Consider the following 13,017-nt stretch of genomic DNA (forward strand, 5'->3'; position numbering starts at 1 on the left):
CGGGGCGTACCGTCAGGTGGTTTCTCGGCGGGCGCGGGCCCGGCGCTTGCCCTCGTGCATGGCCTGCACGCGGGCCACCGGGATGGCGCGACCCTCGGCGACCAGGTCGGCGGGGATCTGCTGGGGTTCCGGCAGCAGCGCGACCCACGGGTCGGTTCCGGCGAGCAGCGCCGGAACCGTCCGGATGGTGAAGTCCGACGGGCTCACCCTGGTCAGGTCGGCCCAGTCGACCGGGAAGGACACCGGCATCCCGGGCCGCAGGCGCGGGCTGTACGCGGCCACGACCGTCGCCCCGCCGGAGCGGGTGGCGTCCACGAACACCTTCCCGCCCCGGTCCTCGCGGATGTACGCGGTGGTGGCGAGCGCCGGGTCGAGCCGTTCGGCGCGGACGGCGAGGGCCCGGGTGGCGGCGGCCAGCTCCTCGGCGGTGGCGTCGCCCGTGACCGGGACGAAGACGTGCACGCCCTTGGCTCCGCTGGTCTTGACCGCCCCGGCCAGACCGGCGTCGGCGAGCGCCTGGCGGACCAGCAGCGCCGCGTCGACCGCCGCGCGGAACCCGTCCCCCTCGGGCGGGTCCAGGTCGAGCACGAGGTGGGTCGGTCGGTGCGGGTCGGTCGCGGTGGCCAGGGTCGGGTGGTACTCGACCGCGCGCTGGTTGGCGAACCAGAGCAGGGTGCGCCGGTCGTCGCAGAGGGCGTACGAGATCTCCCGGTGCGACGCCTCGGCCCAGACCGCCGTCCGGCGTACCCAGTCCGGGGTGTAGCGGGGCAGGTTCTTCTGCATGAACGGCGGCTGGCCGGGCCGGACGCGGATCACCGACAGCGGCCGGTCACGGAGCTGCCCGACGATCGGCTCCCGGACGGCGTCGAGGTAGTCGACGAGGTCGCGCTTGGTCGCGTCGTCACGGTCGGACAGCGGCTGGTCCAGGTTCGTCAGGGCCACGCCGTCGCGGGTCTCGTCAGCCTCACTCACCCGATCACCCTCGCCGCCTCGGCGTCGTCGGTCAACCGGACACGGCGCTCCGATCCCGAACGATCGCCACGTCCGTCGTCGTCGGGACGCGCGTCGGCCGGCCGTCGCGGGCCGGTGGCCAGTGCCACCAGCAGCGCGGCGAGCACCAGGGCAGCGGCCACCGTGTACGCGACCCGGTAACCGCCGGCCAGCGCGACCACCTCGGTCTGGCCGGCGGACCGTAGACCGTCGCTGCGGGCCGCCGCCAGGGTCGCCAGGGCCGCCAGGCCGACCGCTCCCCCGACCTGCTGGGTCGTGTTGGCCAGACCGGAGGCGAGCCCGGCGTCGGCGTCGGTCGCGCCGGCCATGGCCAGCGTGGTGACCGCCGGCAGGGTCAGGCCGCCGGCCACCCCGAAGATCAACATCGCCGGGAGTACGTCGGCGACGTAGCCACCGTCGGCGGACAACCGGGCGAGCAGCAGGAACCCGACGACGGCCAGGCCGAGTCCGGTCAGCAGCACGGTTCGGGCGCCCCAGCGGGCGATCAGTCGGCCCGCCAGGCCGAGCGACACCACCGCGATCACCACCGGGGTGGGCAGGAAGGCCCAGCCGGTCGCCGCCGCGTCCAGCCCGAGCACCAGTTGCAGCTCCACGGCGAGCAGGAACTGGAAGCCGAAGAACGCGGCCACCATGAGGAACTGCACGGTGTTCGCCGCGAGCAGGCCGGGCACGCGCAGCAGCCGGGCCGGCAGCAGCGGGGTGGACGCCACGCGCTGGCGTACCGCGAAGCCGCCGAGCAGCAGCACGGCGAGCGCCATCGCGCCCAGGGTTCGCGGGCTGGTCCAACCGTGTTCGCCCGTACCCACGATGCCCAGCACGGCGGCCATCAGGCCGGCGGTGGCGAGCAGCGCGCCCGGCACGTCGAGGCCGGCCCGCAGACCGACGCCCCGTTCGGCGGGGAGCCGGCGTACGGCGGCGAGCAGGATCGCCGCGCCGATCGGGAGGTTCACCAGGAAGATCGAGCGCCAGCCGGCCAGCTCGGTCAGCACTCCCCCGGCCACCGTGCCGACGGATGCGCCGGCAGCCCCGGTGAAGCTGTAGACGGCGATCGCGCGGGCCCGCTCGGCCGGTTCGGGGTAGAGCCGGACGATCATGCCGAGGCTGACCGCCATGGCCAGCGCCCCGCCGACGCCCTGGCCGAACCGCGCGCCGACGAGCAGGGCCGGACCGCTTGCCGCCGCGCAGGCCGCCGAGGCCACGGTGAACAGCACGACGCCGGCCAGGAAGACCCGGCGTCGGCCGAGCAGGTCACCGAGGCGGCCGGCGAGCAGCAGCAGTCCGCCGAACGCCACCAGGTAGGCGTTGACCACCCAGGCCAGGCCGGCGGCCGTGAAGCCCAGGTCGCGCTGCACGGCGGGCAGGGCCACCGACACGACGCTGCCATCCAGAATGATCATGAGGCTGCCGGCGCAGAGCACCAGCAGCGCAGGCCAGCGGGACGGGGTGCCTCGGTCCACGGAATCCTCCTTGGTGCACGGTTTGTTACCGACGCCATCGTCTGTGACCATTGGCGGGAGCGGAAGGAGGCACTGTCGTGTCCCAGAGGAACAGCGATGTGTCCGCCCTGGTGGAGGCCGAGCTGACCTGCTCACCCGGGAACGTGCCCTTCACGCCGGGGCAGGCCCGGGCGTGCACCGTCCGTGAGGTGCTCGACCGGGTCGGCGGCAAGTGGAGCATCGGCATCCTGGTGGCCGCCTCGCACGGCCCGGTGCGCTTCACCGAGCTGGAGCGGCACATCGAGGGCATCAGCCGCCGGATGCTCACGCTGACTCTGCGCAACCTGGAACGCGACGGCCTGCTGCACCGCACCGTCTATCCGACCGTGCCACCCAAGGTCGAGTACGTGGCCACCCCGATGGCGCTGGAGCTGTACGAGTCACTGGTGGCGCTGACGAGCTGGGCCGAACGCCACCGCCGGGCCATCGCCGAGGCGCGGACCAGGTACGACGCGGAGCACGCCGACTAAACGGGAACCGGGTGTGGGGAACGCCACCCGGTTCGTCTGACCGATCGGTCAGGGTCTGACCGATCGGTCAGGCATGCTGGTTCACGGAGGTGGACCGGTGATGGCGAGAGCGGTGTCCGAGACGCACGGCGAGATCCTCGCGGCGGCGGCGCGACGGTTCGCGGTGACCGGCTACCGGGGCACCTCGTTGCAGGACATCGCCCGCGAGGTCGGCTGCTCCAAGGCCACCGTGCTCTACCACTTCGCCAACAAGGAAGCCCTGCTCGCCGAGCTGATGGCACCCGCCATCACGGTGCTGACCGACCTCGACGACCAGCTCAGCGGCCTGACCGGCGCAGCCGCCCAGGAGGTCGCCGCGGTCGGCTTCGTCGACCTCGCGGTCCGGTTCCGGCGGGAGATCGCCGTCCTGCGTGGCGAGTTCCCGGAACTGCTGTGCCAGCCGGCCTTCGCCCACATCCAGCAGATCTCCGAACGGCTGCGCGACGCGTTGGCCGGCCACTCCGACGCACCCGGCGCGCGGATCGCCGCGCTGGTGCTGCTGGCCGGCATCTCCGAGGCGTGCGCCGAGTTCGTCGACATCCCCGACGACGAGCTGCGTCCCGCTCTGCTCACCCTCGCCCGGCGGGCCGTCGAACCCGCCGGGTCACCCCAGCCCCAACCACCCACGACCGAGGACAAGGACTCCTGATGGCCACCCTGCTCTACCGGCTCGGCCGGGGCGCGTTGCGCCGGCGACGGCTCGTCGTCGCGCTCTGGCTCGTCGTACTCGTCGGTGCCGGCCTGGCCGCGGCGACCCTGCGCGGCCCGACGGCGAGCAACTTCACCATGCCCGGAACCGAGAGCCAGCGCGCGCTCGATCTGCTCGCCGAGCAGTTCCCCGCGGCCAGCGGCGCCACGGGCACGATCACCCTCAAGGCGCCCGGGGACGGCCAACTGGCCACACCGGAGGGCCAGGCCGTGGTGCAGGAACTGGTTCAGCAGGCCGGGACGCTGCCCGGCGTCGTGGGCGCGGTCAACCCGCTCCAGGTCGGGGCCGTCTCGCCCAACGGCCGGTACGCGCTGGTCCAGGTCCAGTTCGCCACCGGGGCGGACGAGGTGACCGACGCGCAGAAGACCGCGTACGAGGAGGTCGGCGCGGCGGCCAAGGCCAAGGGCTGGCAGGTCGCGCCGGGCGGTGAGGTGCTGGGCGGGGAGCCGGAGGTCGGCTCGACCGAGGCGCTCGGCGTCCTGGTCGCCGCGATCGTCCTGATCATCACGTTCGGCTCGCTGGTAGCCGCCGGCATGACGATGCTCAACGCGCTGATCGGCGTGGGCGTCGGCATGGCCGGCCTGTTCGCGCTGAGCGGCGTCATCGAGTTGACCAGCACGGCGCCGATCCTCGCGCTGATGCTCGGCCTCGCCGTGGGCATCGACTACTCGCTGTTCATCACCTCCCGGCACCGGCAGAACCTGCTCGACGGCCTGCCGCCGGACGAGGCGGTCGGCCGGGCCGTGGGCACCGCCGGCTCCGCCGTGGTCTTCGCGGGCGCCACCGTCGTCATCGCGCTCGCCGGGCTGGCCGTGGTGGACATCCCGTTCCTCACCGTGATGGGTCTCGCCGCCGCCGGCACCGTCACCGTGGCCGTCCTCGTCGCGATCACCCTCCAGCCGGCGCTGCTCGGCTTCGCCGGTCGTCGCGTCCTGCCCCGCCGGCTGCGGGCGCTCGCCAACGACGGCACGCCGGACGCCGACACGGACGTCGACCGGCCTGCGCCGACCGAGGACCAGTCCGCGTTCGGCTTCCGCTGGGCCCGGTTCGTCACCCGTTTCCGCGTACCCGTGATCCTGGTCGGGCTGCTCGGCCTGGGGCTGCTCGCGCTGCCCACGCCGGACATGCGGCTGGCGCTGCCGGGCGCGGCGACGGCCGCCGTCGGCTCTCCCGCCCGGGTGGCGAACGACCTGACCGTCGAGGGCTTCGGACCGGGCTTCACCGGACGGCTCGCGGTGGTCGTCGCGGGCGACGACGCGCAGGCGACCTCGGCCGCCGTACCGCAGGTCACCGCGCTGCTGCAACGTACCGAGAACGTCCTCGCGGTGGCGCCGCCGCAGCTCAGCCCGGACGGCCGGACGGCGCTGCTCGGCGTGGTGCCCAAGACCGGCCCGACCGACGAGGCCACCGAGACGCTGGTGCACGACGTGCGGAACTCGGTGAGCGGCATCCGGGGCGCGGACGTGCTGCTCACCGGCGTCACCGCGATCGGCATCGACGTCTCCGAGAAGCTCTCCGACGCGCTGCCGATCTACCTGCTGCTGGTGGTGGGGCTCTCGGTCCTGCTGCTGATGCTGGTCTTCCGCTCGCTGCTGGTGCCGGTCAAGGCCGCGCTGGGCTTCCTGCTCACCGTCGCCGCCACGTTCGGCATCACGGTGGCGGTGTTCCAGCAGGGACACCTCGCCGACCTGGTCGGCCTGGACACGCCCGGTCCGCTGATCAGCTTCCTGCCGATCCTGCTCATCGGCATCCTGTTCGGGCTCGCCATGGACTACGAGGTGTTCCTGGTGTCCCGGATGCGGGAGGACTTCGTGCACGGCGAGAGCGCCCGCGCGGCCACGATCAGCGGCATGGGACACGGCGCCCGGGTGGTCACCGCCGCGGCGCTGATCATGATGTCGGTGTTCGGGGGCTTCGTGTTCCTCGAGGACCCGGTGATCAAGTCGATGGGCTTCGCGCTCGCCGTCGGCGTGGCCATCGACGCCTTCGTGGTCCGCATGACCATCGTCCCGGCCGTGATGTCGCTGCTCGGTGACCGCGCCTGGTGGCTGCCCCGCTGGCTGTCCCGGGCCCTGCCGAACGTCGACATCGAGGGCGAGGGCCTGCGAGACCACCTGACGGCCCAGGAGCCGACGCGCGTCTAGCCCCCAGGCTGGTCGATCATGGAGTTGTGGTGCCCGTTGCGCCCCGACCCGGGCACTTCGTCCGGCACCACAACTCCATGATCCGCGCGTCACACCCCGGCCGGGTACGTCTCCATCTCGCCAGGCACGGCCGGGACGGCCAGCGGATGCAGGGCCGTCGTCTCGTCGCACCAGATGAGCGCGTCGTAGCGCGCGCCCAGGCGGGTCGGCACGTAGTTGCCCCAGGACTCGAACGACGGGTCGTACACCACCCCGATCGCCCGGTGGTCCGCCGGCTCGGTGACCCAGCCCGGCTGGTCGTCGCCGCCGAAGACGAGCACCGCCCGCTCGGGCATCAGCTCGTGCAACCGCCGCTCCACCGAGCCTTCCCGCGCCGGCGGCACCACCATCGCCTCCGACGGCGAACCCCAGCGGGGCGCCGCGATGACCGTGCCCCGGTAGGTGCCGAACCCGATCAGCGCCACCGCGTCGTCGCCGTGCCGCTCGCGGGCCAACTGACCAATGTTGACCATCCCGTCCGCGGCCATGTCGGTGGCCCGCGCGTCCCCCACGTGCGTGTTGTGCGCCCAGACGATCCCTCGGGCGTCCGGGCCGTAGCGGTGCAGCAGCCGGTCCAGGGTGTCCTGCATGTGGGTGTCACGGATGTTCCACGAGTCCGGACCACCGGCCACCATCGCCCGGTAGTAGCGCTCCGCGCCGGCCACCACCTCCGCGTTCTGCCAGGCCGAGAAGCGGTCCGGGCCGTCCGACATGGCCTGTTCCCGGGTACGCGCCAACAGCCGGACGACCTCCTCCTCGCACCGGGCGGAGACGAACCGGCTGGCCGCGCCGTACTCCTCGACCCGCTTGCCGTACGGCTCGAAGCACCGGTACGCGTCCTGCGCCGCCTCCAGCGAGGTCGGGTCCTCCTCCCCCAGGTAGTCGAAGATCGCCTGCATCGACTCCCAGAGGCTGTAGACGTCGAGCCCGTGGAAGCCGACCCGCTCACCCTCCGGCTGTTCCAGGTTCCACGCCCGCAACCACCGGCAGAAGCGCGCCACCTCGGCGTTGGCCCACATCCAGGTCGGCCACCGCTCGAAACGTTCCAGCGCTGCCTGCGGATCGAGGGCCCCACCGGGCGCGGCGGTGACCGAGCGGTGCACCCGGTCGCAGTCCGGCCAGTCACCCTCCACGGCCACAAACGAGAAGCCGCACTCCGCGATCAGCCGACGGGTCAACTGCTCACGCAGCCGGTAGTAGTCGTAACTGCCGTGCGTGGACTCGCCGATCATCACCACCCGGGCGTCCCGAACGCGCTCCAGCAACGGGTCGAAGTCGCTCGGCGCGCCGAGCCGCTGAACCAGCATGGCAGCGGCTACCCGGCGGTCGCGCCGACAAACCGTCGGCGCGTCGCCCGCCGACACGCCGTGCGCGTGTACGCCCCAGACGAGCGGGTAGCCAACCGACATGACCGTGTCAGGCGTGCAGTTGCAGGAGTACCTGGCCGGGCTCGACTACCCGGTCTCCCGCGAGGACCTCGTCCGCTGGGCGCAGGAGAACGGTGCCAGCACGACCATGCTGCACCTGCTTCAGGCGCTGCCACCCGAACAGTTCGAGTCCCCCGAAGAACTGACCGACGCCCTGACAACCCCCACCTAACCGCCCACCCCCGTTGATCATGAAGTTGGTGTCCGGACACGCCGACATCGCCGACCATAACTTCATGATCAACGGAGTGAAGCAAGAGGGGTCAGGGGAGGGGGATCGTGCGGGATTCCTGGCGGGCCTGCTCGGCGGCGGCGATGATCGTGACCACCTCGCGGCCGAAGCGGACGTCGCAGCGGTGGTCGCGGGCACCGGACCGGACCTGCTCGATGAGCTGGTCGATCGCCACGCCGAACGCCGTCGCGGCGTCGTTCTCGCCGTGCGGCACGGTCTCGATGCCGTTCTCGCCGTAGAACACGAACTCCCGGGCCATCGCCTCGGTCGGCGCGTCGAGGGAGAGCGAGGCGCTGCTGGTGGCACCGCCCTCGTGGGTGAGCAGCAGGTGCACCATCCCGCTCGGCCCGTCCATCGCGGCCACCTGGGTCACCTTCCCCAGCACCGGCAGGAGGATCGAGAGCGCGTGCGGGGCGATGTCCCAGAGCGCGCCGTGCTCGCGACGCCACAGCGAGCCGCCGTACGGGCTGCCCTCCTGGAAGATCGACGCGAACGCCGTGGTGCGGCCGTGCTGCCAGCCACCGGCGGCGGCGGCCGACGCGAGGAACGCGGTGACGTTCGGCTGGAACCGCTGGGTGAAGAACACCACCGAGGCGACCCCGGATGCCTCGGCGGCGGCGACGACCCGGTCGGCGTCGTCCACGGTGAGCGCCAACGGCTTGTCCAGCAGCAGGTGCCGGCCGGCGGTGGCGGCACGGACCGCGATGTCGGCCTGGACGTCCGGAGGCAGCGCGACGGCGACGGCCTCGCACTGCTCGATGAGGGCGTCCACGTCGGCGTAGGCGGGCACGCCGTACCGCTCGGCCAGCGCGGAGGCCCGCTCCGGGTTACGCCCCCACACCCCGACGAGCTCCGCGTCCGGGTGTGCGTGCAGCGCCTTCCCGTGCGTCTCGATCGCCCAGTGACCGGTGCCGAACAACCCGAACCGCAGCACGTGTACCTCCGCTGTTTCCCCCCACCGTGGCGACGCCACGGACCTCGTCCACGCTAGTCGCCCCAGCGGGTCCGTCGGCGGCGGGTCGCCAACCGGAGCAGCGCGCGTAGCCTGCTCGATCGCCCTCGATCCAGGAATTAGTGGCCTCGTTCGCACACGAAGGCACTGTTTCCTGGATCGAGCACGATCTTGCGCCGCGCGGGCCGGCGACGCGGGCCGGCGACGCGGGCCGGCGAGGCGGGCCGGCGAGGCGGGCCGGCGAGGCGGGCCGGCGAGGCGGGCCGGCGAGGCGGGTGTGGCCTGCCCCGTTTCTGGGGCAGCTCGACAGTGCCTGCGCACCCCTCGGGCAGCCGCCCACCCGGACGCGTCCCGGGACACGTCGGCCGCGTCCCGGGACACGTCGGCCGCGACGGCCAGGCAGCGCGCGGCGGGTACTACGACGGTTAGTAGGCTGTGCCGGTGACCGAGGTGACGACCGGGTGGGGCCGATGAGCAGCGCGGCGGCCAGCTCGCCGGTGGACGGACCCCTCGCGACGGCGTCCATCGTGCTGTCGCTGCTCGTCGCCGTGTGGGCGCTGGTCGCGACGGTACGCCACCGGGCGCCGGACCGGGTGCAGTTCGCCGGTCTGGCCGTACTCGAGTTGGTGTTGCTCGTGTTGGGGGTGCTGGCCCTGGTGGCGGTCGGCGGCGGGGACCGGCCGGGCGAGCCCGGCGCGTTCTTCGGCTACCTGGTCACGCTGGTCTGCCTGCCGCCGCTGGCCTGGGTGCTGGCCCGGATGGAACCGACCCGGTGGGGGTCGGCGATCGTCTGCGCGGTCTGCCTGGTGTCGCCGGTCGTGGTGGTGCGGTTGCAGCAGACCTGGGAGGTCCTCGGTGGTTGAGACACGCCCGGCCCGGCAGCGCACGAACTCCGGCCCCGGCCGTCTGTTGATCGCGGTCTACCTGCTCTTCGCCATCGCGGCGACCAGCCGGGCGGGCCTACAGATCGCCACCAAGTTCGACGAGGCGCCGGTGGCGTACCTGCTCTCCGCCCTGGCGGCGCTCATCTACATCGTGGCCGCCGTGGGTCTGGCCCGCGCCGGGCACACCGGCCGGCGGGTGGCGCTGGCGTGCTGTTCGGTGGAGCTGGTCGGGGTCGTCGTGGTCGGCATCCTGAGCCTGGCCGACAAGGCGCTGTTCCCCGACGAGACGGTGTGGTCGCAGTTCGGGAGCGGGTACGGCTACATCCCGCTCGTCCTGCCGGTGCTGGGCCTCTTCTGGCTCTGGCGCACCCGCCGCGACCCGGCCTGAGGCGGCCGGGCCGCGGGGCGAGGGCGCGGGTCAGGCCCGTGGGCCGCCGGCGACGTAGATGACCTGACCGGAGACGAAGCCGGCCCCCTCGCTCACCAGGAACGAGATGGTGTGGGCGACGTCCTCCGGGCGTCCCGGACGGCGTACCGGGATCTCGGCGGCCGCGTGCTTCTGGAAGTCCTCGAAGTCGACCTTCATGCGGGCGGCGGTGGCCGCCGTCATGTCGGTGACGATGAAGCCGGGCGCCACGGCGTTGACGGTCACCCCGAACGGCCCCAGCTCGATGGCGAGCGTCTTGGTGAAGCCCTGCAGGCCCGCCTTGGCGGCGGCGTAGTTCGCCTGGCCCCGGTTGCCCAGCGCGGAGGTGCTGGACAGGTTGACGATCCGCCCCCACTTGCGGTCCACCATGTGCTTCTGGGCGGCCTGGCTGAACAGGAAGGCGCCCCGCAGGTGGACGCCCATGACGGTGTCCCAGTCGGCGTTCGTCATCTTGAACAGCAGGTTGTCGCGGAGCACGCCGGCGTTGTTGACCAGCACGGCCGGCGCGCCCAGCTCGGCGGCGACCCGCTCGACGGCCGCCTCGACCTGGTCGCGGTCGGACACGTCGGCGCCGACGCCGAGCGCACGACCGCCCGCGGCGGCGATGGCGTCGACCGTCTCCTTGGTGGCGGCCTCGTCGATGTCGACCACTGCGACGGCCAGCCCGTCAGCGGCCAGTCGCCGGGCGGTGGCCGCACCGATACCGCGTGCGGCTCCGGTGACGATGGCGACGCGGGGCTCCTCCGACATGACTACCTCCGGGTAACTTGGGGTCGATCGGAGGAGCTTAGCGTCAGTAGCCCCGACCCCGGCATAGGCGAATCCACCGGTATCCGTACCCGGAGACCTTCACCGCGCCGAGCTTGCCCAGCTCGCCGTAGCCACGGTCGGTGAGCACGTCGATCGGCAGATCGGCCTCCGCTTCGAGGCTGCTCAGATCCACCTCGACGTCGTCGGTGCCCAGGTTGTGCAGGAAGACCATCGTGCCGGTCGGCCCGTCCGCCCGGTGCGCCAACACCCCCGGCGGCACGGCCACGTCGATGTGGGTGGTGGAGCCGGAGCCGATCTCGGGGGCCTCCCGAAGGGTACGGATCATGCGCTCGAACCAGGCGAGCAGCGACTTCGGGTCGCCACGCTGGGCGGTGACGTTGACGTTCTGGTAGCCGAACTCACCCTTGTCGATCACCGGGCGGACCAGCTTCTCCGCATCCGCCGTGGAGAAGCCGGCGTTCGGCTTGTACGACCACTGCATCGGCGTACGGATCGCCTCCCGACCGGGCAGCGACAGGTCCTCGCCCATCCCGATCTCCTCGCCGTACCGCAGCACCGGAGTGCCGCGCAGGGAGAACTGCAACGCGTACGCCAGCTCGATGCGCCGCCGGTCGTTGCCGAGCATCGGGGCGAGCCGGCGGCGGATGCCCCGGTCGTAGATGCGCATGTTCTCGTCCGGGCCGAACTCGGCGTACACCTGGTTGCGTTGTTCGGTCGTCAACCGGGACAGGTCGATCTCGTCGTGGTTGCGCAGGAAGGTGGCCCACTGCCCGCCGACCGGGAGCTTGGGGGTGTCGCGCAACGCCTCGATCAGCGACTCCGGGTCCTGCCGCGCGAGGGCGAGCATGAGCCGGCCGTTGAGCATGAAGTCGAAGAGCATGTGGATGCGGTTGCCGGAGCCGCTGGCGTCGCCGAAGAACGTCGGGAGCTGGTCCGGTTCGACGTTGGCCTCGGCGAGCAGGACGGCGTCGCCGCGCCGCCACTGCACGTGCTGGCGCATCTCGGTGAGGAACTCGAAGTCCTTCGGGGAGTCCGGGTTGCCCGGCTCGGTCAGCTCGATGATGAACGGCACCGCGTCCATCCGGAAGCCGGAGACCCCGAGCTGGAGCCAGAACGACATGATCTTCTTGACCTCGGCCCGGACCTCCGGGTTGGCGAAGTTCAGGTCCGGCTGGAACTTGTAGAAGCGGTGGTAGAACCACGACTTCGCGGTGCGGTCGTAGCTCCACGTCTCCTTCTGCTCGCCGGGGAACACCATGCCCTGGTGCCGGTCGTCGGGCTCGGTGTCGGACCAGACGAACCAGTCCCGGTACGGCGAGTCGGGCGAGGAACGGGCGGACTGGAACCACGGGTGCTCGTCGGAGGTGTGGTTGACCACCAGGTCGATGATCACGCGGATGCCCCGGTTCTGGGCCTGGTGCAGCAGCTCGGCGAAGTCGCCGAGGGTGCCGAAGCGGGGGTCCACGTTGTAGAAGTCGGTGACGTCGTACCCGTCGTCGCGGTTGGGCGACGGGTGGATCGGGTGCAGCCACAGGCAGGTCACGCCCAGCCGGGCCAGGTAGTCCAGCCGGCCGATCAGGCCACGGATGTCGCCCACGCCGTCGCCGTCGGAGTCGGCGTACGTGTCGATGTCGAGGCAGTAGACGACGGCTTCGGAATACCAACGGTCACCCATGCCGCGAAAAAGTCTCCAGATGATCTCCACGCCAAACCTGACGGGCGACGGTCGGTACCCTGCCGGGCATGGACATCGACCTCGTACCGCCGAGCGACGAGTTGGACTGGTCCCGGGGCCGGTGGTTGCACCCGCCGGTGCGCGCCGAGCACGGGCCGGCCGGTGAGCTGGTCGTCGAGGCCGGGGCGGAGACCGACTTCTGGCGGCGGACCAGCTACGGCTTCGTCCACGACAACGGGCCGGCGCTGCTGGCGTCGCTGCCCGTCGGCGCGGCCATGGAGGTGAGCTTCCTGCTCGACTTCGCCGCGCAGTTCGACCAGGCCGGCGTGCTGGTCCGGGTGGACGAGCGGACGTGGGTCAAGGCGGGCGTCGAGGTGAGCGACGGCGAGTCGCAGCTCGGCGCGGTCGTCACCCGGGAGTTCTCCGACTGGTCGGTGGCCCCGGTGCCGGGGTGGGCGGGTCAGGAGGTGACCGTGCGGGTCAGTCGGGCCGGTGACGCGCTGACCGTACGGGCGCGGGTGGCCGACGCGCCGTGGCGGCTGGTCCGACTCGCCCCGCTGGACCCGGAGGCCGAGGCGATGGCCGGCCCGTTCTGCTGCGCCCCCACGCGCGGCGGACTCACGGTGACGTTCACCCGCTGGCGGCAGGGCCCGGCCGACAGCGCGCTGCACCCCGAGGGCTGAACCCGCCGTAACGCGGGTCACCCGCAGGTGTGCCGCGCCGACCATTGGGTATCACCAC

General features: G+C 72.3%; 13 protein-coding genes. 7 read left to right on the forward strand and 6 right to left on the reverse strand.

Annotated elements, in window-relative coordinates:
- Nucleotides 1-12: 12 nt before the first annotated feature.
- Both ACTFTM_RS26830 and ACTFTM_RS26835 read right to left on the reverse strand, forming a co-directional pair.
- Entirely contained in the window at nucleotides 13-972 is a 960-nt protein-coding gene (locus ACTFTM_RS26830) for a DNA polymerase domain-containing protein (RefSeq protein ID WP_449563179.1), read from the reverse strand.
- Nucleotides 969-2,468: an MFS transporter gene (locus tag ACTFTM_RS26835; RefSeq protein WP_449563180.1), complete on the reverse strand. Its 1,500-nt coding sequence runs from the start codon at nucleotides 2,466-2,468 to the stop codon at nucleotides 969-971. Before ACTFTM_RS26835 ends, ACTFTM_RS26830 begins: the two co-directional genes overlap by 4 nt.
- A gap of 122 nt (nucleotides 2,469-2,590) precedes the next feature.
- Here ACTFTM_RS26835 and ACTFTM_RS26840 point away from each other — a divergent pair, with 122 nt between their 5' ends.
- The 3 genes from ACTFTM_RS26840 to ACTFTM_RS26850 all read left to right on the forward strand — a co-directional run bounded on the left by ACTFTM_RS26840 (nucleotide 2,591) and on the right by ACTFTM_RS26850 (nucleotide 5,869).
- A complete protein-coding gene (locus tag ACTFTM_RS26840) occupies nucleotides 2,591-2,977 on the forward strand; it encodes a winged helix-turn-helix transcriptional regulator (protein WP_355052881.1) in 387 nt (128 codons plus the stop codon).
- A 100-nt stretch (nucleotides 2,978-3,077) separates the two neighbouring features.
- The gene (locus tag ACTFTM_RS26845; RefSeq protein ID WP_449563181.1) at nucleotides 3,078-3,665 is read left to right on the forward strand and encodes a TetR/AcrR family transcriptional regulator; all 588 of its coding nucleotides are present in this window, start codon (nucleotides 3,078-3,080) and stop codon (nucleotides 3,663-3,665) included.
- Entirely contained in the window at nucleotides 3,665-5,869 is a 2,205-nt protein-coding gene (locus tag ACTFTM_RS26850; protein WP_449563182.1) for an MMPL family transporter, read from the forward strand. The genes ACTFTM_RS26845 and ACTFTM_RS26850 overlap by 1 nt, the downstream gene beginning before the upstream one ends.
- 89 nt (nucleotides 5,870-5,958) lie before the next feature.
- Here the strand turns inward: ACTFTM_RS26850 and ACTFTM_RS26855 are convergent, their stop codons facing one another.
- On the reverse strand, nucleotides 5,959-7,215 hold the full coding sequence (locus ACTFTM_RS26855; protein ID WP_449563183.1) for an erythromycin esterase family protein: 1,257 nt from the start codon (nucleotides 7,213-7,215) through the stop codon (nucleotides 5,959-5,961).
- Between the two features lie 100 nt (nucleotides 7,216-7,315).
- On the opposite strand from ACTFTM_RS26855, the gene ACTFTM_RS26860 reads away from it, so the two are divergent.
- Nucleotides 7,316-7,507 carry a DUF2795 domain-containing protein gene (locus ACTFTM_RS26860; RefSeq protein WP_449563184.1) on the forward strand — a complete coding sequence of 64 codons (192 nt, stop codon included), beginning with the start codon at nucleotides 7,316-7,318 and terminating at the stop codon, nucleotides 7,505-7,507.
- A gap of 91 nt (nucleotides 7,508-7,598) precedes the next feature.
- Here ACTFTM_RS26860 and ACTFTM_RS26865 read toward each other — a convergent pair whose 3' ends face one another.
- Nucleotides 7,599-8,501 (reverse strand): Gfo/Idh/MocA family protein, encoded by a 903-nt coding sequence (locus tag ACTFTM_RS26865; RefSeq protein WP_449563185.1) that lies wholly within the window; start codon nucleotides 8,499-8,501, stop codon nucleotides 7,599-7,601.
- Nucleotides 8,502-8,989: 488 nt separating this feature from the next.
- On the opposite strand from ACTFTM_RS26865, the gene ACTFTM_RS26870 reads away from it, so the two are divergent.
- Complete coding sequence (locus ACTFTM_RS26870) at nucleotides 8,990-9,382, forward strand: hypothetical protein (RefSeq protein WP_449563186.1); 393 nt, start codon at nucleotides 8,990-8,992, stop codon at nucleotides 9,380-9,382.
- A complete protein-coding gene (locus ACTFTM_RS26875; protein WP_449563187.1) occupies nucleotides 9,375-9,791 on the forward strand; it encodes a hypothetical protein in 417 nt (138 codons plus the stop codon). The genes ACTFTM_RS26870 and ACTFTM_RS26875 overlap by 8 nt, the downstream gene beginning before the upstream one ends.
- Nucleotides 9,792-9,821: 30 nt before the next feature.
- On the opposite strand, the gene fabG is transcribed toward ACTFTM_RS26875, so the two are convergent.
- Nucleotides 9,822-10,580, reverse strand: coding sequence for a 3-oxoacyl-ACP reductase FabG (gene fabG, locus ACTFTM_RS26880; RefSeq protein WP_449563188.1), 759 nt, complete (start codon nucleotides 10,578-10,580; stop codon nucleotides 9,822-9,824).
- A gap of 43 nt (nucleotides 10,581-10,623) precedes the next feature.
- On the reverse strand, nucleotides 10,624-12,276 hold the full coding sequence (locus ACTFTM_RS26885; protein WP_449563189.1) for an alpha-amylase family protein: 1,653 nt from the start codon (nucleotides 12,274-12,276) through the stop codon (nucleotides 10,624-10,626).
- Between the two features lie 68 nt (nucleotides 12,277-12,344).
- On the opposite strand from ACTFTM_RS26885, the gene ACTFTM_RS26890 reads away from it, so the two are divergent.
- Complete coding sequence (locus ACTFTM_RS26890; RefSeq protein ID WP_449563190.1) at nucleotides 12,345-12,959, forward strand: DUF1349 domain-containing protein; 615 nt, start codon at nucleotides 12,345-12,347, stop codon at nucleotides 12,957-12,959.
- Nucleotides 12,960-13,017 lie beyond the last annotated feature (58 nt).

This window comes from Micromonospora sp. RB23, from assembly GCF_053585025.1.

Coding starts and splice junctions, on each gene's coding strand:
- ACTFTM_RS26845 (WP_449563181.1), top strand. CDS start 3,078: ATGGCGAGAGCGGTGTCCGAGACGCACGGCGAGATCCTCGCGGCGGCG.
- ACTFTM_RS26850 (WP_449563182.1), top strand. CDS start 3,665: ATGGCCACCCTGCTCTACCGGCTCGGCCGGGGCGCGTTGCGCCGGCGA.
- ACTFTM_RS26855 (WP_449563183.1), bottom strand. CDS start 7,215: ATGCTGGTTCAGCGGCTCGGCGCGCCGAGCGACTTCGACCCGTTGCTG.
- ACTFTM_RS26860 (WP_449563184.1), top strand. CDS start 7,316: ATGACCGTGTCAGGCGTGCAGTTGCAGGAGTACCTGGCCGGGCTCGAC.
- ACTFTM_RS26870 (WP_449563186.1), top strand. CDS start 8,990: ATGAGCAGCGCGGCGGCCAGCTCGCCGGTGGACGGACCCCTCGCGACG.
- fabG (WP_449563188.1), bottom strand. CDS start 10,580: ATGTCGGAGGAGCCCCGCGTCGCCATCGTCACCGGAGCCGCACGCGGT.
- ACTFTM_RS26885 (WP_449563189.1), bottom strand. CDS start 12,276: ATGGGTGACCGTTGGTATTCCGAAGCCGTCGTCTACTGCCTCGACATC.
- ACTFTM_RS26890 (WP_449563190.1), top strand. CDS start 12,345: ATGGACATCGACCTCGTACCGCCGAGCGACGAGTTGGACTGGTCCCGG.